This is a genomic window from Castellaniella daejeonensis, assembly GCF_039523555.1.
Lineage (GTDB): Bacteria > Pseudomonadota > Gammaproteobacteria > Burkholderiales > Burkholderiaceae_B > Castellaniella > Castellaniella daejeonensis.
In genome coordinates, this window is record NZ_BAAAFN010000010.1 from 44,699 (window position 1) to 64,854 (window position 20,156).

Here is a 20,156-nt window from a genome sequence, read left to right on the forward strand (position 1 = left end):
TGTTTCCATCGTAGCCATCATTGTCCCAGCAGGCCCTTGAGGGCCTTGCCGATGCGTTCCACCGGATCGGCGCCGGAGGCCGGCGCCGCGGAATTCTTCGAAGCCACCCCCGGCGTCTCGGGCTCGGGCGACGGCAGCGCCTGATCGATCAGGTCGCGCCCCTTGAGCAGTTCCATCAGCCCGGACTTCAGGGCGCGCTGGACGGACGGATTGCGGATGCTGGACCAGTCCACATCGTATTCGGGCTTATCCCAGGCGCCCGTGATGCGGATGGGAATGGTCGCACCCAGCAGCGGCGTCAGCGCGATGTCCAGCCCCTTGGGCAGCCGCGCCGCCACCTGGGCCAGCAGGACCAGGTCCAGGCCGCGGCCGGGCACGTCGATGCGCGCCGGCTTGCCTTCGGATACCCGCACCAGGTCGGTGACCAGGGAAAGCTTCGACAGGGTGCCCTGGCCGTCCTTGAGATCCAGGCGGCCGTCCAGGCTGCTGAAGGCCGTGCTGCGACGGCTGTCGAACGGTGAAGCCACGGCATCCAGGCGGCCCTTCAGGACATTGCCCAGCGCCGACGCCACATCCGCCAGCGTCTGTCCGGCATCCACCCCCTGCACTGCCCCGCCCTTCACCTGGAAGACCGCCCGGCCCGCCAGCGACCGCAGCAAGGCATCGGTCGTGGCCCCTTGCGCCTGCAGGTCGAGCTGTGCCGCCCCGCGCCCCGACAGCGGACTCTGGCCCATCGCAGCCTGCATCAGGGGAGCCACGGCGATCTTGTCCAGGTTCAGCTTCAGGCCGAACGCCTCGTCCGCCGTCGCGCTGAACTGCCCGGCCAGCGTGCCTTCGTACAGGGCGGCCGCCAGCTTGGGAATGGTGAGCGCATCCTTCTGGACGCGGACCTGGAATCCCACGTCCTTGAACTGCACGTCGCGTACCCGCAGATCGCCGATCTGCACATCGCCCTCGACATCCAGCCCCTTCAGGAAGGACAGGTCGATCGGCGCGGGAGCGGGCGGCGTCTGCGCGGCGGCCTGCTCCTGGCCCTGCTTCTTGTCCTTGTCCTGCGCCTGGTCCGCTTCCTTGTCGGATTCCTGGGCCGGCGCCCCCGGCTTGGCCTCGGCGGCGGCCGTGGGTGCGGGCAGCCACCGGTTCAGATCGAGTTTTTCCGTGTTCAGGCTGAAGCGGGTCTGGGGCTGTGGCGTGGCCAGCTTGGTAGTCTGGGACTTGAAGGCGGCCTGCCCGCCGTCGATCACGGCGTTCAGGTCGGCCGACAGCAGATCCTGCACCAGGTCCAGGTGCACGCTGCCGATCATGGGGAATTCATAGCTGCCGGAAGGCAGCGCCTGGTCGCGTATCCCCATGTCGCCCTTGAGGGCGCTCAGGGAGCCCTTGCGCAGGGACATGTTCCAGGCCAGCGGCGACATCAGTTTCAGGCGCAGCAGGCGATCCCCCTGCGTCAGCGCCCCGTCCATGCTGACCGAGCGGAACTGCCATTCGTTGGCATTGCCCGACAACCCTTCGAGCCCCAGCGAGACGGCCAGCGTGTCGTCGCCCGTCCATTTCAGGGTGCCGGTCACCGGATCGGCCTGGGCAGAATCGGGCGAGATCGCCAGCGCCGGCGCATCCAGGGCCAGGTCCAGGGCGCGCTTGCGGTCCTGGCCCACGGCGCGCAGGGAGAACTTGTCGATCTTGAGCGCGGCGTTGCGCTGATCCAGGCGCAGCTGGGCAGCCGTGAGACTGGCCTTCAGGCCCTGGATCGGATGCGCGCCGACGATATTGCCGCTCAGGGTCAGCTCCAGGTTGTCGGCCGAGAAATGGCGGGCCTTGCCGTCGTAGGCCAGATTGCCCTTCAGCGTGGCCTGCGACTGGTCCAGATTGCCCAGCCGGCCGCTCAGCTGCACATTGATCTTCTGCGCCGAATAACCGAGCCCGCCCGGATTCAGGCGCAGCAGCGCCTGGGCCTGGAACTGGGCATTCTGCACCGGATCGTTGCCCGTGATCACGGCCTTCACTGACACGTCGAACGGCTGGTCGTAGGTGACGCGGCCGGTATTCGCCTCGATCTGGTCGAAAGTCGTGGACATGCCGTCGCGCCGGTCGACGTATTGCACCCGGCCCGACTTGAGCTCGAGGCCGGCGATGTCGATGCTGAAATCCGATCCGTCGCCCGAGGCCGGAGCCGCCAGCGCGGCGGCCGCCACGGGCGCGGGCACGCGGGAGGCGGCCTGTGCCCCGTCGGCATCCAGCAGGTCGCTGAAATTGAAGCGCCCGTCGGCATCCCGCACGACATAGGCCTTCAGGCCCGTGACCGCCACGTGATCCACCACCAGCCGGTTGGACAACAGGGGCCAGATCGCCACCGCGAAGCGGGCGCTGTCGATGGAAACGAAGGTGTCCTTGGCATCGCGGTCGGACAGCGCCACGTCGCTGACCGAAAGGCCGATGCGGGGAAACAGCGACAGGCTGATGTCGCCATCGATGGTCAGCGTGCGGGCGGTCCGCTCGAACACCAGGGATTCCAGCCTGGACTTGTAGGCGTTCGGATTGAAGGTCAGCAGGAAGATCGCCAGTCCGACCACTGCCAGCAGCAGCGCCACGACCAGGCTGAACAGGACCCGCTTCAACCAGACATTCATTTTTTGACCCACACCCTCGATCGTCAGTCCGCCACCGGCCGGACAACAAACGAAATGCTAACCCATGCCCGCATCCGGCATGGCCGTTTACCGCATCCGGCCGCATTCTATTGCACCGCATTGCATTTCGTAGAAGAATGCACGGGACTTTATATGACATGCAGCTATATTGAAATAGGGCCATAGACCTTATGCTGTAACAGCTTCACCGGTACGATGGCTGGTAGCACAACCACGCAGCACAGGAGACATGCCATGACCCGCCGCTTCGAGACCCTGGCGATCCACGCCGGCTACACCCCCGACCCCACGACCAAGTCGGTCGCCGTGCCGATCTACCAGACCACCTCGTACGCATTCGACGATACCCAGCACGGCGCGGACCTGTTCGACCTGAAGGTGGCCGGCAATATCTATACCCGCATCATGAACCCGACCACCGCCGTTCTGGAAGAACGCGTCGCCGCGCTGGAAGGCGGGGTGGCCGCGCTGGCCGTGGCATCCGGCATGACCGCCATCACCTACGCCATCCAGACCCTGGCGCAGGCGGGAGACAACATCGTCTCCACCAGCAAGCTCTACGGCGGCACCTACAACCTGTTCGCCCACACTTTCCCGCGCCAGGGCCTGGAAGTCCGCTTCGCGCCCCACGACGACGTCGCCGCCCTGGAGGCCATGATCGACGAACGCACCCGCGCGGTGTTCTGCGAATCCGTCGGCAACCCGGCGGGCAACATCATCGACATCCAGGCCCTGGCCGAAGCCGCCCACCGCCACGGCGTGCCGCTGATCGTGGACAACACGGTGGCCTCGCCCGCCCTGTGCCGCCCCATCGAATGGGGCGCCGACATCGTCGTGCATGCCCTGACCAAATACATGGGCGGACACGGCACCTGCATCGCCGGAGCCGTCGTGGATGCGGGAACTTTCCCCTGGGCCGAGCACCGCGACCGCTTTCCCATGCTGAACGAACCCGACCCGTCCTACCACGGCGTGGTCTACACCGAGGCGTTCGGGCCGGCCGCCTTCATCGGCCGCTGCCGCGTCGTGCCCCTGCGCAATACCGGCGGCGCGATCTCGCCCTTCAATTCATTCCTGGTGCTGCAGGGCATCGAGACGCTGGCCCTGCGCATGGAGCGCCACTGCGCCAACGCTCTGGCCGTGGCCCGCTTCCTGAAAGACCATCCGCAAGTCGCCTGGGTGAACTATGCCGGCCTGCCGGACCACCCCGAACACGCGCTTGCACAGAAATACATGGGCGGGCTGCCCGCCAGCATCCTGTCCTTCGGCATCCAGGGCGGCCGCGCCGCCGGCGCCCGCTTCATCGACGCTCTGCAGCTGATCCTGCGGCTGGTGAACATCGGCGACGCCAAGTCCCTGGCCTGCCACCCGGCCTCGACCACGCATCGCCAGCTCAGCCCCGACGAACTCGCCCGTGCCGGTGTCGGCGAAGACATGATCCGCCTGTCCATCGGCATCGAGCACATCGACGACATCCTCGACGATCTTCGCCAGGCGCTGGACGCCAGCCGCTGACCCCGGCCAAGTCCCGCCCCCACCCTCAAGACGACAAGGAAGAGCCATGCAGCAAGACTGCCGAATCGATACCGGGAGGCCGCCATGCAGGTAGGCATCCCGCGCGAAACCCTGCCGGGCGAAACCCGGGTCGCCGCCACACCCGAAACCGTCAAGAAGCTGGTCCAGGCGGGCCACCAGGTACGGATCGAGCGCGGCGCCGGCACGGCCGCCCGCTATCCCGACGCAGACTACGAAAAGGCAGGCGCCGAGCTCGCCGATGCCGGGGCCGCCCTGGGCAGCGAGCTGGTGCTGAAGGTGCGCCGCCCCGATGCGGCCGAACTGGGGCGCATGAAGCCGGGCGCCGTGCTGCTCGGCATGCTCGATCCTTTCGACCAGGACGGCCTGCGGGCGCTGGCGGGCGCCGGCCTCACGGCCTTCGCCCTCGAAGCCGCACCGCGCACGACCCGCGCCCAGAGCCTGGACGTGCTCTCGTCCCAGGCGAACCTGGCCGGCTACAAGGCCGTGCTGCTGGCCACCCAGTACTACGGCCGCATCCTGCCCATGATGATGACCGCCGCCGGCACCCTGAAAGCCGCCCGCGTGGTGGTGCTGGGCGCGGGCGTGGCCGGTCTCCAGGCCATCGCCACCGCGCGCCGCCTGGGCGCCGTGGTAGAGGCCTCCGACGTGCGCCCCGCGGCGCGCGAGCAGGTCGAATCCCTGGGCGGCAAGTTCATCGACGTGCCCTACGAGACCGACGAAGAACGCGAGATCGCCCAGGGCGTAGGCGGCTACGCCCGGCCCATGCCGGCCGCCTGGATGGCGCGTCAGGCAGCCCTGGTGGCCGAGCGCTGCAAGCAGGCCGACATCGTCCTCACCACCGCCCTGATTCCCGGCCGCCCGGCGCCGACCCTGATCCAGCCGGATACGGTCGCCGCCATGAAGCCGGGTTCGGTGATCGTCGACCTGGCCGTGGAACGCGGCGGCAACTGCCCGCTGTCGGTGCCGGACCAGGTCGTCGAGCACGGCGGCGTCACCCTGGTCGGGCTGAGCAATCTGCCCGCCCTGCTGGCAACCGACGCCTCGGCGCTGTACGCGCGCAACGTGCTCGATTTCCTGAAACTCGTCATCGACGCCGAGGGCCGTCTCGCCCTGCCCGCGGACGACGACATCGTCACTGCCTGCCTGGTCTGCAAGGACGGCCAGGTCCTGAGGAGCGCCTGATGGAAGCCGTCAACCCCACCCTGATCAACGTCATCATCTTCGTGCTCGCCGTCTACGTGGGTTTCCACGTGGTCTGGAACGTGACGCCTGCCCTGCACACCCCGCTGATGGCCGTGACCAACGCCATCTCGGCCATCGTCATCGTCGGCGCCATGCTGGCGACCGGCCTGACCGACGGCGGTCTGGCCCAGTCCATGGGGGTGGTCGCCGTCGCCCTGGCGGCGGTGAACGTCTTCGGCGGCTTCCTGGTCACCCAGCGCATGCTGGAAATGTTCAAGAAGAAAGAACGCAAGGGGGACCAGGCATGATCTCGGCCAATCTCGTCACCCTGCTCTACCTGATCGCCTCGGTCTGCTTCATCCAGGCGCTCAAGGGCCTGTCGCACCCCACCACCTCGCGCCGGGGCAACGTCTTTGGCATGGCCGGCATGGCGATCGCCATCCTGACCACGGCGGTGCTGATCGTCGGCCTGGCGCGCGACAGCGCCACCGCAACCGGCCTGGGGCGCGTGATCCTCGGCCTGCTGGTCGGCGGCGCCATCGGCACCGTGCTGGCACGCAAGGTCCAGATGACCAAGATGCCGGAACTGATCGCCTTCATGCACAGCATGATCGGCCTGGCCGCCGTTGCCATCGCCACGGCGGTCGTGGCCGAACCGCACGCCTTCGGCATCGCGGCCCACGGCGCTCCGATCCCCACGGGCAACCGGCTCGAACTGTTCATCGGCACCTTCGTCGGCGCCATCACTTTCTCCGGTTCGGTGATCGCCTTCGGCAAGCTGTCGGGCAAGTACAAGTTCCGCCTGTTCCAGGGCGCGCCGGTGGTGTTCCCCGGCCAGCACCTGCTGAACCTGCTGCTGGCGATCCTGATGCTGGCCTGCGGCTTCTGGTTCATGGCCTCTCAGTCCTGGCTGCCCTTCATCGTCATGACGGTGATCGCCTTCCTGCTGGGCGTGCTGATCATCATCCCGATCGGCGGGGCCGACATGCCGGTGGTGATCTCCATGCTGAACAGCTACTCGGGGTGGGCCGCCGCGGGCATCGGCTTCTCGCTGAACAACCCGATGCTGATCATCGCCGGCTCGCTGGTGGGGTCTTCCGGCGCGATCCTGTCCTACATCATGTGCAAGGCGATGAACCGGTCGTTCTTCAACGTGATCCTGGGCGGCTTCGGCGCCGAGCCCTCGGCCGCGGGAGCCGCGGACCAGGCGCAGCGCAGCGTCAAGTCCGGCAGCCCGGACGATGCCGCCTTCCTCATGAGCAACGCCGAGACCGTCACCATCGTTCCGGGCTACGGCCTGGCCGTGGCCCGCGCCCAGCATGCGCTCAAGGAACTGGCCGCGAAGCTGTCGGCCCAGGGCGTGACCGTGAAATACGCCATCCATCCGGTGGCCGGCCGCATGCCCGGGCACATGAACGTGCTGCTGGCCGAGGCCGAAGTCCCCTACGACCAGGTATTCGAGATGGAGGACATCAACGGCGAATTCGGCCAGACCGACGTGGTGCTGGTGCTGGGCGCCAACGACGTGGTCAACCCCGCGGCCAAGAACGACCCGAACTCGCCCATCGCGGGCATGCCGATCCTGGAGGCCTACAAGGCGCGCACGGTGATCGTCAACAAGCGTTCGATGGCGGCGGGCTATGCCGGCCTGGACAACGAGCTGTTCTACATGGACAAGACCATGATGGTGTTCGGCGACGCCAAGAAGGTGCTGGAAGACATGGTCAAGGCCCTGGAATAGGCAACCGGCGGCCTTCGGAAAGGCCCGCGCATGCGGGCTTTCCCCAGTTCCGGGGGCTCTGCTTCCAGAAGCCGATCGTTTAGAATTCATAACTTGACACACTTGTAGGCGCAGCCCACCACCATGGCCTTCCAGGAAGACGATCCCTGTCTGGTATCGCAACCGCTCGAAATCAGCTCCATCCTGCAGGGGCTGCTCAGCCAGCGGGTGCTGGTGCGCCTGGACATCCCGGGCAAGACCGTCTCCATCATTTCCACCCTGCTCCAGGTCGATGCCAAGGCAGGCACGCTGCTGCTGGACAACGCCACCGAGGACCAGATCAACACCCAGCTGATGCGCGCGCCCGAAGTGCGCCTGCAAGGCACACTGGATCGCGTGATGATCGAATTCTCGGGCCGCCTGAGCCCCGCCATGCACCAGGGCAAGCCTGCGCTGGCAATGACCTGGCCCACCCAGCTGCGGCGGATCCAGCGGCGCGAATATTTCCGGGTCGACGTCCCGGCCAGCAACCCTGCCCACTGCCTGATCAGGGATCCCGCCCTGCCCTCGGGCCAGGCCCGTTTCCGGATCGCGGACATCAGCGCCGGCGGCCTGCAGCTGGTGGACCGCGACAACCTGCTCACCGAGACCGTCGTGGGCAGCATCTTCGACGACTGCACGCTGGAACTGCCCGACATGGACCCGCAGGAAGTCGCCCTGCGCATACTGCGGTCCACCCACCTGACCCAGGACAACGGCAAGCCCCAGCACCAGGTCGCCTGCCGGTTCTTCAACCTGCCGGACAACCGCCAGATCGCCATCCAGCAATACATCGGCATCCTGGAACGCGCCGTCCTCGCCCGCCGCTGGGGCATCGAATAAGACGCCGGACGACGCTTGGCCGGCAGGCCTTTCCCGGTAAATATATCAGTTGAATATTTATCGCGTCTGTGAAATCATCCCCGGTATCGGGTCCACCCGGGATCCAGACCGGCACACATCATGAACGCATCATCCTGTGACGTCGCCATCGTGGGCGGCGGCATCATCGGCCTGAGCTGCGCCCTGTACCTGCGCGAAGCGGGGCACGACGTCGTCGTGGTCGAACGCAATGAACCGGCCAGCGGCGCCAGCCGGGGCAATGCGGGCGCACTGGCCTTCGCCGAGATCCTGCCGCTGGCTTCGCCGCGCATCATCCGCAAGGCCGCCCGCTGGCTGTTCGATCCCCTGGGACCGCTCAGCCTGCCGCCCGCCTACCTGCCGCGCATCGCACCCTGGCTGCTGCGCCTGTGGCGGGCCAGCTGGCCCGAGCGCTACCAGGCCAACATCCGCGCCCAGGTCGCCCTGATCGGCCTGGCCCAGGAAGAAATGCTGGCGATGCTGGCCCGCACGGGGCTGGACCGCCACCTGCACACCGAAGGCGTGCTGGAAGTCTACGAAGGCGCGCAGCGTTTCGCCGCGGCGCAGGAAACCGCCCGCCAGCGACTGGCCTACGGCATCGAGAGCCAGCCCGTCCAGGGCGCCGAACTGGCCGATCTGCAGCCCGGCCTGTCGCCCCGCTTCACCCACGGCATGCTGGTGCCCCGCTGGCGCAACGTCGACGATCCCCAGGCGCTGGCCGTGGACATCGGCCTGCAGGCGCAGGCGCTCGGTGCCCGGCTGCTGCGGCACGAAGTCCGCGCCATAGAACCCGCCGCCCAGGGCGGCCGGCTCATGCTGGACGACGGCACCGCGCTGCAGGCGCGCCGGATCGTGATCGCGGCCGGCGCCTGGTCGCACCAGCTGAGCCGCCCCCTGGGTGATCCCATCCCCCTGGAAACCGAGCGCGGCTACAACACGACCCTGCCGCCGGACGCGCTGGACCTGCGCCGCCAGATCACGTTTTCAGACCACGGCTTCGTGATCTCGCCCCTGAGCTGCGGCATCCGCGTGGGCGGCGCCGTCGAGCTGGCCGGCCTGAAGCGTGCGCCCGATTACCGCCGCGCCCAGGCCATGCTGGACAAGGCCAAGGCCTTCCTGCCGGCGCTGCGCACCGAAGGCGGCGAGCAATGGATGGGCTTCAGGCCCAGCCTGCCCGATTCGCTGCCGGTGATCGGCCGCGCCCGCCGCCACCCGGACATCTTCTATGCATTCGGCCACGGCCACCTGGGCCTGACGCAGTCGGCCGCCACGGCCCGCCTGATCCGCGACCTGGTCGCCGGCCAGGCGCCAGCCATCGACCTTGCACCCTACCGGCCGGATCGCTTCTTCTGAGGACTCATCACATGCATCGCATCTCCATCCTGGACTCGCATACCGGCGGAGAGCCGACGCGGCTGGTGCTCGACGGCTTTCCCGACCTGGGCACCGGCTCCATGGCCGAACGCCGCCGGCTGCTGGCCGAAAAGCACGACTCGTGGCGCAAGACCGTGATCCTGGAACCGCGCGGCAGCGACGTGCTGGTCGGCGCCCTGCTGTGCAAGCCGGTGGATCCCGCCGCCACCGCCGGCGTGATCTTCTTCAACAACACCGGCTACCTGGGCATGTGCGGCCACGGCACCATCGGCCTGCTGGCCTCGCTGGCGTGGCTGGGCCGCATCGAGGCGGGCGAGCATCGCATCGAAACCCCGGTGGGCACCGTCGTCGCCACGCTGCACGATGATGGCTCGGTCAGCGTGCGCAACGTGCCCGCCTACCGCCACCGCAAGGCGGTGGCCGTGGACGTCCCCGGCCACGGCACCGTCCATGGCGACATCGCCTGGGGCGGCAACTGGTTCTTCCTGGTGGATGCGCCCGGGCACGTCGTCCCCGGCGCCGACCGGGCCGCGCTGACGGAATACGCCTGGGCCATCTGCCAGGCCCTGGACGCCCAGGGCATCCGGGGGCGCGGCGATGCGCGCATCGACCATATCGAGCTCTTCGGCGCCGACGAGGATGCCGACAGCCGCAATTTCGTGCTGTGCCCCGGCAAGGCCTACGACCGCTCGCCCTGCGGCACCGGCACCAGCGCCAAGCTGGCCTGCCTGGCCGCCGACGGCAAGCTCGCCCCGGGGCAGGTCTGGCGCCAGTCCAGTATCATTGGCAGTCAATTCCAGGCCAGCTACGAGCCGGGCGAACACGGCGAGGTCATCCCGACCCTGCGCGGGCGCGCCCACATCAGCGGCGAAACCACCCTGATCCTGCAAGACGACGACCCCTTCCGGTGGGGCATCGAACCCCAGTCCTGATTCTTCTCCGACATGACTTCCGCAGCCCCCACCGTCAAGATCCGCGCCACTGAAGCGGCCTATGACCGCATCGAGCAGATGATCGCCACGCTGCAGCTGGAGCCCAACCAGCCGATCGTGGAAAGCGACCTGATCCAGATGACCGGCCTGGGCCGAACCCCCATCCGCGAGGCCCTGATGCGGCTGATCGCCAGCGGCCTGATCGAGCAGCAGCCCCGGCGCGGGCTGCGTGTCAGCGAGATCCGCATCGCGGAACACCTGATCCTGATCGAGACCCGCCGCGTGCTGGAACGGCTGATCGCCGGTTCGGCGGCGCGCCGCGCCACGGCCGGCCAGCGCGCCGCCCTGCTGCAATGCGCGCACGACATGGCGGCGGCCGCGCGCCAGGGCGACCTGGACGGCTACATGCGCGCCGACCAGGCGCTGGACCGCGTCACCCACGAGGCCAGCCGCAATCCCTACGCCGTGCAGGCGATCATCCCGATGATCATCCAGTGCCGCCGATTCTGGTATGCCTACCGGCACGAGGGCGACCTGGAGCGCGGCGCCAACTGCCACCTGATGCTGGCCGAAGGCATCCACGCAAACGATCCGGACAGGGCCATCGCCGGCGCGGACGCGCTGATGGACTACCTGATGGAATTCACCCACACGGTGATCGAGGGATGAAAAAAAGGCGCCTGACGGCGCCTTTTTTCATCCCATATCCCTAGTTCACATACCAGATCGTCTTGATCTGCTGGTACTGGTCCAGGGCTTCCAGGCCATTGTCGCGGCCGCCGAAACCGGACTGCTTGTAGCCGCCGAACGGGGTGGTGATGTCGCCTTCGGAAAAGCCGTTGACCGACACCGTGCCCGCCTGGATGGCGCGGGCCACGCGCTGGGCCCGGCCCACGTCGCGGGTGTACAGGGATGCCGCCAGGCCGTAGTTGCTGTCGTTGGCCAGGTCGATGGCTTCCTGTTCGGTCTCGAACGTGGACACGGCCAGGATGGGGCCGAAGACTTCTTCGCGGAACAGGCGCGACTCGCGCGAAACAGCGTCGAAGATGGTCGGCTCGACGTACCAGCCGCTGCCCAGATCCGAATGGATGCGCCCGCCATGCACCAGGCGCGCGCCTTCGGCCGCTGCGCCTTCCAGGAAGCCGCGCACCTTGTCGAAGTGCGCGCGCTCGACCATGGGGCCGATCTGCACGGATTCATCCGTGGGCAGGCCGACCTTCCAGTTCGACAGGCGCGCACGCAGGCGATCCAGCACGGCGTCCTTGACGCTCGACTGGACGATCAGGCGCGAGCCGCAGCTGCAGTTCTCGCCCATGTTCCAGAATGCGGCCGCCAGCACGTGGTCCACCAGGCCATCTAGGTCGGCGTCGTCGAAGATCACCTGGGGGCTCTTGCCGCCGCATTCCAGGATGATCTCCTTCAGATTGCTCTCGGCCGAGTACTTCAGGAAATAGCGGCCGACCTCGGTGGAGCCCGTGAAGGACACCACGTCCACATCCATGTGGCGCCCGATCGCCTGGCCGACTTCCTCGCCCAGGCCGGTCACCAGCTGCAGCGCGGCCGCCGGGACGCCAGCTTCGTGCGCCAGCTGGGTCATGCGGTAGGCGCTCAGGGAAGTCAGCTCGGCCGGCTTGACGATGACCGAATTGCCGGCAGCCAGCGCGGGCGCGACCTTCCAGGCGTACATCTGGGCCGGGAAGTTCCAGGGCAGCACGGCCCCCACCACGCCGATGGGCTCCTTCACGATCAGGCCGGTGGCGGCCGGACCGGTCGGCGCGATGCGGCCGAAGCACTTGTCGATGGCCTCGGCATACCAGCGGAAAGTATCCAGCGTGGCCGGCAGGTCCGTGTTCAGGCATTCGGTGATCGGCTTGCCGGCGTCGATGCAGTCCAGCGCCGCCAGTTCTTCAGCATGGGCCTCCATCAGGTCGGCCCAGGCCAGCAGCACGCGCTTGCGTTCCGCCGGGGCCAGCTGCGACCATTCGCCGGACTTGAAGCTGGCGCGCGCCACGCGCACCGCCAGATCGACGTCGGCGGCGGTGCCCGATTCCAGGGTGCCGATCACGCTGTTGTCGATCGGCGTGGTGTTGTCCATCCGGGCGCCGGGGGCGTCGTGGCCGGGAATCAGGTGGCCGGCCCACAGGCTGCCCGCGCGGGCCTGTTCGAAAATCTGTTCCTTGGTTTGCGGCATGGCGGTTCTCCTCAGCCCTTGTAGGCGTCCAGCAGCGCCAGGAAGGCGCGTTCATCCTGTTCGGACATCGGCACCAGCGGCAGGCGCACCTGGCCGACATCGATCCCATGGCGGCGGCAGCCCAGCTTGGCCTTCTGGTTGTAATCGCCGGATTCCATGTCCTGGATCACCGGGTACATGCCGCTCATCAGGCTGCGGACCTTGTCCCACTGGCCTTCGCCGGCGGCCTTGACCATGGCGGCCTGCTCGGCCGGGAACACATTGGCACCGCCGCTGATCCAGCTGCGCACGCCCCAGAACAGGAAGTCGGCCGCCATGTCGTCGGAACCGCTGATGATCTCGAAATCCGGGATGCCGGCCTGGATCAGGGCCAGGGCGCGGTTGAAGCTGCCGCTGCTTTCCTTGATGCCGACGATGTTCGGGATGCGCGCCAGTTCGATCACCGTTTCCACGGCGATCTGCACGCCCACCCGCGCCGGGAAGTCGTACATGATGATGGGCAGCCGGGTGGCCTGCGCGACCGTGCGGAAATGCTGCGCGATCCCGGCCTGCTCCGGCAGGCTGTAGGGCGGCGTGGACAGCATGAGCCCGTCGTAGCCCAGGGCTTCGGCCTGGTGGGCATTGCGGATGGCCTGGGTCGTGGACAGGGCGTTGATGCCGGCGATCGCCGTCACGCGGCCCCGCGTGGCCTCGGCGACCGTGCGCAGCACCAGCTCGCGCTCATCGTCTTCCAGCGCATAGTATTCGCCCGTGGTTCCGCAGGCCACGATGCCGGCGACGCCGGCTTCGATGAAGCGCTCCACCAGCCGGCGCAGCGCCTCGGCATCGACGCTTCCATCCGCCGCGAACGGGGTGACGATGGGAACCAGGACTCCTTCGGTTTTCATATGCTTTCCTAAGAACTAAAAAGACGGCCCGGACAGCCGGGCGGAAACGGGGCGCGGGGCCCCGGAATCAGATTCAGAATCCCGATACTTGCTGCGGCAGCCAGGTGGCCATGGCCGGGAACAGCACCACCAGCGCCAGCGTCGCGAACTGAATCAGGATGAACGGCACCACGCCCCTGCAGACCTGGCCGTACTTCATGTCCGGCGGCGCGATCGACAGGAGGTAGAAGATCGAAGATGCCATCGGCGGGGTCAGGTAGCTGGTCTGGATGACGATGATCACCAGGGTGCCGAACCAGATGGGATCCACGCCGGCAGCCGTCAGCACCGGCAGGAACAGCGGCACGCAGATCAGCACATTGGCGGTCCAGTCCAGCACGAAGCCCAGCAGGAACACGATGAACAGGAACAGCGCCAGCGTGCCCGACAGGCCCAGGCCCATGTCGGAGATCAGGCTCTGGATCAGGCGCGAGCCCCCGTTGGCGGCGAAAATGCCCGTAAACATGATACCGCCGGCCACGATCAGCAGGATCATGGCGGAAATCCGCACCGTGATCGCCAGCGCTTCGCGCATCATGGGAATGCTGAACTTGCCGTAGCAGATGCACAGGATCAGCGCGCCGATCGCGCCGACGGCCGCGGCCTCGGTGGGCGAGGCGATGCCGGCCATGAGCGAGCCCAGCACGGCCACGATCAGCACCATGGTCGGCAGCAGCCCGCTGAACGTGATCTTCAGTTTTTCCATCACCGGCAGGCGCATGTCCGGATCGTCGGCCCGCGGGCCCTTGCGCGGATCCAGGATGCAGACGACGACGATGTACAGGATGAACAGCCCCACCATCACCATGCCGGGAAACAGCATGGCGGCGAACAGCTCGCCCACCGAGATCTGGGCCAGCGAGGCATACACCACGGCCACCACCGATGGCGGGATCATGGTGCCCAGCGATCCGCCCGCGCAGATGGTGCCGGCGATCAGGGAATTGTCGTAGCGGAAGCGCTGCATGGCGGGAATGGCCATCAGCCCGACCATGACTTCGACCGCGCCGACCACGCCCGCGGCGGCCGCGAACGTGGCTCCCATGGCGATGGTGGCCACGGCAAGGCCGCCCGGCAGCCGCCCGAGCCACAGCTGCATGGTGCGGAACAGGCGCGCCGCGATGCCGGAGCGTTCCAGGATCGCGCCCATCAGCACGAACATCGGAATGGCCGACAGGATGTAGTTGGTGGCAGCGGAATACAGGCCGCCATAAAGCTGGTTGAACACCTGATCGCCGAAGGCGAACCAGCCCGCAACCAGGGCGGGAATGATCAGGGACAGAGAAACGGGAATGCCCAGGAAGATCAGCAGGAACATCCCCGGGAACATCAGGGCGGCGATGGTCGGATTCATCAGTGCTCCTTCTTGGCAACGGAATCCAGGCCGCGAAAGGCCCGCAGGCCCTCCACCGTCAATTGCAGGGTCATGGCGATCAGCCCGATCGCGATGCACAGGTAGAACGGCCACATCAGCGGCGCCCAGGGGCTGACCGTCTCGACCTCGTTCTGCACCCAGGCACGCCAGGTATGCGATGCGGCAATCCAGGACAGCATCCCGAAGAACGGCGCCAGGACCAGAAGGTAGGCCACCCCCTGCACCCCGCGGTTGAAGCGGGCGGGCAGGCGGTTGCGCAGCACATCGATACGGATATGCGCGTCTTCCCGCAGGACGTAGGCCACGCCCAGCAGGAAGACGGCACCGTTGGCCATGTAGGCGATGTCGAAGGCCCAGACCGTCGGCGCGTCGAACACGTAGCGTGCGAACACCTCGTAGACCATGGAGATGGTCAGTACGGCCGCCGCCACGCTGGCCAACTGGGAGGCGCACCAGGACGCGCCGTTCACGAATCGGGTCAGGGCATTGAGCATCTTGGCCTCGCTGGACTGCGATCCCCGATCAATCGCGGATCAGGTAGTTGCTTTCAGCCTTCCAGCGCTTGTGGTAGGCCTCGTAGTCGGCCAGCACTTCGGCCATTGCCGGCTTGCCGGCGGCCTTCTGCGCTTCGGCCGTCTTGTGCATCCAGTCGTAGCCCGCGTCGGACAGCTGCTTCACGAACTCGGGGCTGAGCGTGATGATTTCGTTGCGCCCGGAGCGGTATTTTTCCATTGCCTTCATGTCCGCGTCATAGAAATAGTCCAGGCTCTGCTCGGTGGTCAGATGCGCCGCGGCCTCGATCAGGGGCTTCAGGTCGGCCGGCACCTTGTCCCAGGTTTCCTGCTTGACGACCACTTCCCACATGAAGGTCGGCTGGTGCACGCCCGGCACGACGATGTACTTGGCCGCCTGATGGAAGCCTTCCGGCATGTTGGCCGACGGCGGCGCCCATTCCACGGCGTCCACGCCCTTGCGCTGCAGCAGCGTATAGGTTTCGCCCGGCGGCACCACGGTCGGCACGGCGCCGAAATAATCGCGCATCACTTCGGCCCAGGGGCCCGACGTGCGGTACTTCAGGCCCTTGAGGTCTTCCGCGCCGCGGATGGGCTTGTTGGCGTGGGCCATGATTTCGGAAGAGCCGATGCCGACGATCATGGTCTTCAGCCCCTGGCCGGCACGCAGCTTTTCCAGCTTTTCCTTGCCGCCGCCCTGGTACAGCCAGGCCTTGTAGGCGTCAGGCCCCATGCCGCCCGGGAAGCCCGAGAAAATGGCGTTTTCCGGATCCTGGTTGACCAGGTAGCTGGACGTGGAGTGCCCGGCTTCGACCACACCGTCGCGCACGGCATCGAATACCTTGAGGGCCGGCACGATCACCCCGGCGCCGAAGGGCTGGATCTCGACCCGGCCGGACGTCAGTGTCTTGACGTTCGAGGCAAAGCGCTCCAGGAAGTTCTGATAAAAGGGCGACCCTTCGGGTACCGAAGTCGGCACGCGCCAGGTCACTTCGGCGGCCGAAGCGGCGCCCGCCATGCCCATCGTAATGGCCGCCGTTACGGCCAGGGTGCGGAAAATCTTTCTCATGGTCTCCCCCTTGAGTGTGGAATTCGCGGTCGAAGGACGCTGTTCGCCCTGCCGCCAGTCTAATATCCACAAAATATATTTACAACATATTAGGGGTAAACACCGATGCCGGCCCGCTTTGCACCCGGGCTGGCGGAGCGGCCGGCATGACGGTCCGGCGCCGCTGCGGCATGTGCTAGGCTTGCTCCCTCATTCCACAGGAGCCACGCCATGCCGACCATGCATATCGAATTGTTCGAGGGCCGCACCCCCGAAAAGAAGCGCGAACTGGTGCGCGCGCTGACTGAACGCACCTGCGAAGTCCTGGGCTGCCAGCCGGACTCGGTGGACATCATCCTGACTGAAATCAGCAAGGAGCGCTGGGCCACCGGCGGCGTGTTCTGGTCCGAAAAGGACTGACCGCCCGGAAGCCGCGCACGCGCGGGGCCCGGCCCGGGCACCGCGCCGTTACTGACCGACCAGGCGCTCGACCTTCTGGCGCAACTCGGGGTTTTCGCGCACGGCGCGGCTGATGCCGTTGTATTCGGCGACACTCATGCCGCCCGCCTCGACCTGGTCCACCATTTTCTGATCCGCCTCGACGCGCACCGCCTGCCTGGATTGCTCATCCTGGGCCGCCTCGAGCTTGGGCTGGTATTCCGCCGCGACGGCACTGACCTTGCGCACGGCGACCGCATAGCGTTGCAGTTGCTCGTCGGTGGGCCGCTCCACGGCCTCGTAGGCTGCCTGTGCATCCGCAGTCCGGACGACCGTCAGGGGGCCCGCCAGGCCCAGCGCGATGATCGAGACCGCCAGGAAATCCCCCAGGCTGCGCAGCCTGCGCCCGCCCGCCGTTTCCGCCGGCGGCGTGCTTTCCGCACCGGCATGGCTCGACGGAAAAATGGCTTTCATCGGCTGATTCATCCTGTACTCCTGCATTGCGTGATCGACCGTTTCATGATCGCGGGGGAGCCGGTGCATTACAAGTTTCCCGATGTATAGGCCTGTGTCGCCATGGCACAGGGATTTCCCTCCCCCCACCGCCGCCAGCCCCCGCCTGCACGTCTTCATCGCAAAACACATATCCGGACTATCAGGATCCCGGCATGCCCCTGCAGTCAACAATTCGTTACGTTAGCGGGGCGCCGCACCTGGCGCGCGGCATGGCGGGCAATCCGCCGCCGCCCCCCTCGATAACAAAATCACCGGAGACACCATGCAAAAGCAAACATCGCGCCTGCTGGCCGCCGCCTGCATCGGACTGGGGATATCCGCAAGCCCCGCGCACGCTGCCAACTGGAGCGACACCTTCGTAGGCTACCGCTACAGCCCGTCATATACAGAGCCGACGAATCCGGAAACCATCACGAAAAACATCCTGTCCCTCACGCACATCAGCGGCTACGACTACGGACAGAACTTCCTCAACATCGACATCCTGCAGTCCAGCAGCAACGATCCGTCCAACGGCGGCTCACGCAACGAAAGCAGCACCGGTGGCGCGACCGAGGCCTACCTGACCTACCGGCACCAGCTCATCCTGGACAAGGTTTTCGACCGGGACCTGTCGTTCGGACCCGTCAAGGACGTGGCCCTGACCGCAGGCTTCGACCTGAATACGAAAAACACGGCATTCGCCCCCCGCAAGCGCCTGCTGGTGCTCGGCCCGACCCTCAAGTTCGACGTCCCCAAGGGCTTCGTCGACCTGAGCCTGCTCTTGGGCAAAGAGTGGAACCACTGCGGCCTGGGCGCGCCGGCCTGCCCCGAGGCCAATGTCGCCTTCGATCCGCAATGGATCGTCAGCCTGGCCTGGGGCCTGCCCTTCCAGGCTGGCTCGGTGCCCATGAAATTCCAGGGCTTCGCAAACTACAACAGCAAAAAGGGCCGCGACTATGCGGGCGTGGAAACCGAGCCGGAAATCCTGGTGCGCGCCTCGCTCATGGCCGATGTCGGGCAGAGGATGTTCGACAAGAAAAACACGCTGTGGGTCGGACTGGGTTATGAATACTGGCACAACAAATTCGGCAACCGCTACTACGGCAACGGCGCCAAGAAGGATGGCATCCTGACGACCGCGCCCACGCTGCAGGTCGAATACCACTTCTGATTCCGGGCGGCCATCCGGGAACGCTACACTGGGCTTCCAAGGTTCCTGGATGGATCAAGCGACATGGATACTGATTTCTGGCTGCAACGCTGGGAGCACGGGCAGACCGGCTTTCACCAAACCCGCGTCATGCCCCTGCTGCAGAAACACTGGGCCGGCCTGGGCCTGCCGGCCGGCAGCCGGGTCCTGGTGCCCCTGGCGGGCAAAAGCCTGGACGTCGCCTGGCTGGCCGAACAAGGCCATGCGGTGCTGGCCGTGGAGATTTCACCGATTGCCGTCGAGCAGTTCTTCGAGGAACACGCGCTGCGGCCCGAAACCTCGTCCACACCCCAGGGCACCCTGTACCGCGCCGGCAGGATCGAATTCCTGTGCGGCGATATCTTCTCCCTGGATACGGCCGTCCTGGCCGACTGCGCAGCCTGCTACGACCGTGCAGCACTGATCGCACTGCCGCCGGAACTACGCGCGCGCTACGTGCGTCACGTCTATGGCCAGCTGCCCGCCGGCTGCCGCACCCTGCTGCTGACCCTGGACTACCCGCAAGAAGAAATGGATGGCCCGCCATTCTCGGTTCCCGCCGCCGAAGTCCGGGCGCTCTACGGCGACCGGTGGCACATCGAGGCCCTGGAAAGCCGCGACATCCTGGCGCAGGAACCCAAGTTCGCCGCACGCGGCCTGACACGCCTTCAGACCGACGTTCATCGCCTGACGGCGCTCTGAGCCGACGCACGCCCCCGCCGCAGTCACCGTGACGGGCGGCGCAGGATGCATGCAATTCCCGCATGAAGAAAACGGTTATCCGGAGATAAACCAAATACTAGGGGCTGTATTGCCTGCTGCTGCGGCGATCGAACCCAAAGGGTTTTCCCTAATATATCAAGATACCCTCTCCGAAAAGCCTGCTTCATCCAGTCCCATGAAAAACATCAAAATCAGCACGCGGCTTGCCGCGGCTTTCGGCTTTATTCTGTCCCTGGCGGTGCTCCTGGCCATGATCGGTCTCTGGAACGCCATCCACGCCCAATCGATCGCCCAGGAAATCAACGATCGCCACAAGGCCGGGCAACTGATGGAACAATGGACCCGGGCCATCGACGTCCGTGCCAACCAGGTCATCGCCTATGCCCTGGTCCCCGAACCGGCCATGACTGCCTTCCTGAAGCAGGAAATCGACGCAGCAGCCGTGCGCATCAAGGACTACGCCGCGCAAGCGGACGCCCTGTTCACCATGCCCGAGTCCCGGCGCCTGTACCAGCGCATCATGAAAGAGCGCGACACCTACCTGAAGACCCTCGGCACCATCGACCAGGCGCTGGCCGACGACATGCCCGCGGTCGTCAACGAGATCGTGATGAAGGAACTGCCGGCGATCAACGCATCCTATCTCGCCAGCATCGAGGCACTGCGCGCCTATCAGCAGGAGCAGATTGACCTGGCCCAGCAAAAGGCCACTGACCAGGCCGAGCTGAGCGAACAGGTTCTCGTGCTGGCCACCCTGCTGGCCCTGATCCTGGGACCGCTGTTCGCCTGGCGCGTGATGCGCGCCATCACCATACCGCTGCGCCGTGCGGTCGTAGCGGCCGAAACCATCGCGCAACGCAATCTCAGCCATGAAATCCATGTCGATTCGCACAACGAAATCGGCCAGTTGCTGAATGCACTGGCCGCCATGACGCGCAACCTGCGCAGCGCCCTGGGCGAAGTG

18 protein-coding genes and 1 pseudogene are annotated in these 20,156 nt (G+C 66.5%); 12 read left to right on the forward strand and 7 right to left on the reverse strand.

The window, feature by feature from the left end; genetic code table 11:
* Window positions 1–17: 17 nt before the first annotated feature.
* The gene (locus tag ABD022_RS07040; RefSeq protein WP_343820634.1) at window positions 18–2,627 is read right to left on the reverse strand and encodes an AsmA family protein; all 2,610 of its coding nucleotides are present in this window, start codon (window positions 2,625–2,627) and stop codon (window positions 18–20) included.
* Window positions 2,628–2,882: 255 nt separating this feature from the next.
* On the opposite strand from ABD022_RS07040, the gene ABD022_RS07045 reads away from it, so the two are divergent.
* The 8 genes from ABD022_RS07045 to ABD022_RS07080 all read left to right on the forward strand — a co-directional run bounded on the left by ABD022_RS07045 (window position 2,883) and on the right by ABD022_RS07080 (window position 10,961).
* The gene (locus ABD022_RS07045; protein WP_343820636.1) at window positions 2,883–4,163 is read left to right on the forward strand and encodes a bifunctional O-acetylhomoserine aminocarboxypropyltransferase/cysteine synthase; all 1,281 of its coding nucleotides are present in this window, start codon (window positions 2,883–2,885) and stop codon (window positions 4,161–4,163) included.
* Between the two features lie 84 nt (window positions 4,164–4,247).
* The gene (locus ABD022_RS07050) at window positions 4,248–5,366 is read left to right on the forward strand and encodes a Re/Si-specific NAD(P)(+) transhydrogenase subunit alpha (RefSeq protein ID WP_343820639.1); all 1,119 of its coding nucleotides are present in this window, start codon (window positions 4,248–4,250) and stop codon (window positions 5,364–5,366) included.
* The gene (locus ABD022_RS07055; RefSeq protein WP_343820641.1) at window positions 5,366–5,674 is read left to right on the forward strand and encodes an NAD(P) transhydrogenase subunit alpha part 2; all 309 of its coding nucleotides are present in this window, start codon (window positions 5,366–5,368) and stop codon (window positions 5,672–5,674) included. Before ABD022_RS07050 ends, ABD022_RS07055 begins: the two co-directional genes overlap by 1 nt.
* Window positions 5,671–7,107: an NAD(P)(+) transhydrogenase (Re/Si-specific) subunit beta gene (locus tag ABD022_RS07060; protein ID WP_343820643.1), complete on the forward strand. Its 1,437-nt coding sequence runs from the start codon at window positions 5,671–5,673 to the stop codon at window positions 7,105–7,107. Before ABD022_RS07055 ends, ABD022_RS07060 begins: the two co-directional genes overlap by 4 nt.
* Window positions 7,108–7,230: 123 nt before the next feature.
* On the forward strand, window positions 7,231–7,968 hold the full coding sequence (locus tag ABD022_RS07065; RefSeq protein ID WP_343820645.1) for a flagellar brake protein: 738 nt from the start codon (window positions 7,231–7,233) through the stop codon (window positions 7,966–7,968).
* Window positions 7,969–8,088: 120 nt separating this feature from the next.
* Window positions 8,089–9,339 (forward strand): NAD(P)/FAD-dependent oxidoreductase, encoded by a 1,251-nt coding sequence (locus ABD022_RS07070; protein WP_343820646.1) that lies wholly within the window; start codon window positions 8,089–8,091, stop codon window positions 9,337–9,339.
* 11 nt (window positions 9,340–9,350) lie between these two features.
* Window positions 9,351–10,292, forward strand: a complete 942-nt coding sequence (locus ABD022_RS07075; protein ID WP_343820647.1) for a 4-hydroxyproline epimerase — start codon at window positions 9,351–9,353, stop codon at window positions 10,290–10,292.
* A 12-nt stretch (window positions 10,293–10,304) separates the two neighbouring features.
* Entirely contained in the window at window positions 10,305–10,961 is a 657-nt protein-coding gene (locus ABD022_RS07080; RefSeq protein WP_343820648.1) for a GntR family transcriptional regulator, read from the forward strand.
* Between the two features lie 40 nt (window positions 10,962–11,001).
* On the opposite strand, the gene ABD022_RS07085 is transcribed toward ABD022_RS07080, so the two are convergent.
* The 5 genes from ABD022_RS07085 to dctP form a co-directional block, all read right to left on the reverse strand.
* Window positions 11,002–12,483, reverse strand: coding sequence for an aldehyde dehydrogenase (locus ABD022_RS07085; protein ID WP_343820650.1), 1,482 nt, complete (start codon window positions 12,481–12,483; stop codon window positions 11,002–11,004).
* Between the two features lie 11 nt (window positions 12,484–12,494).
* Entirely contained in the window at window positions 12,495–13,370 is an 876-nt protein-coding gene (gene dapA, locus ABD022_RS07090) for a 4-hydroxy-tetrahydrodipicolinate synthase (protein ID WP_343820652.1), read from the reverse strand.
* A 73-nt stretch (window positions 13,371–13,443) separates the two neighbouring features.
* A complete protein-coding gene (locus ABD022_RS07095) occupies window positions 13,444–14,763 on the reverse strand; it encodes a TRAP transporter large permease (RefSeq protein ID WP_343820654.1) in 1,320 nt (439 codons plus the stop codon).
* The gene (locus ABD022_RS07100; RefSeq protein ID WP_343820656.1) at window positions 14,763–15,278 is read right to left on the reverse strand and encodes a TRAP transporter small permease subunit; all 516 of its coding nucleotides are present in this window, start codon (window positions 15,276–15,278) and stop codon (window positions 14,763–14,765) included. The genes ABD022_RS07095 and ABD022_RS07100 overlap by 1 nt, the downstream gene beginning before the upstream one ends.
* 28 nt (window positions 15,279–15,306) lie before the next feature.
* Window positions 15,307–16,365, reverse strand: a complete 1,059-nt coding sequence (gene dctP, locus ABD022_RS07105) for a TRAP transporter substrate-binding protein DctP (protein ID WP_343820658.1) — start codon at window positions 16,363–16,365, stop codon at window positions 15,307–15,309.
* Window positions 16,366–16,569: 204 nt separating this feature from the next.
* Between dctP and ABD022_RS07110 the strand changes: the two are divergent.
* A pseudogene (locus ABD022_RS07110) lies at window positions 16,570–16,764 on the forward strand (4-oxalocrotonate tautomerase); the annotation flags it as partial.
* Between the two features lie 48 nt (window positions 16,765–16,812).
* On the opposite strand, the gene ABD022_RS07115 reads toward ABD022_RS07110, so the two are convergent.
* On the reverse strand, window positions 16,813–17,256 hold the full coding sequence (locus ABD022_RS07115; protein WP_325124536.1) for a DUF4168 domain-containing protein: 444 nt from the start codon (window positions 17,254–17,256) through the stop codon (window positions 16,813–16,815).
* A gap of 304 nt (window positions 17,257–17,560) precedes the next feature.
* Here ABD022_RS07115 and ABD022_RS07120 point away from each other — a divergent pair, with 304 nt between their 5' ends.
* The 3 genes from ABD022_RS07120 to ABD022_RS07130 all read left to right on the forward strand — a co-directional run.
* Window positions 17,561–18,451 (forward strand): hypothetical protein, encoded by an 891-nt coding sequence (locus ABD022_RS07120; RefSeq protein WP_343820660.1) that lies wholly within the window; start codon window positions 17,561–17,563, stop codon window positions 18,449–18,451.
* Window positions 18,452–18,514: 63 nt separating this feature from the next.
* Entirely contained in the window at window positions 18,515–19,171 is a 657-nt protein-coding gene (locus ABD022_RS07125; protein WP_325124538.1) for a thiopurine S-methyltransferase, read from the forward strand.
* A gap of 196 nt (window positions 19,172–19,367) precedes the next feature.
* Window positions 19,368–20,156, forward strand: a 789-nt coding sequence (locus ABD022_RS07130) for an MCP four helix bundle domain-containing protein (RefSeq protein WP_343820661.1), incomplete at its 3' end; no start/stop codon positions are given.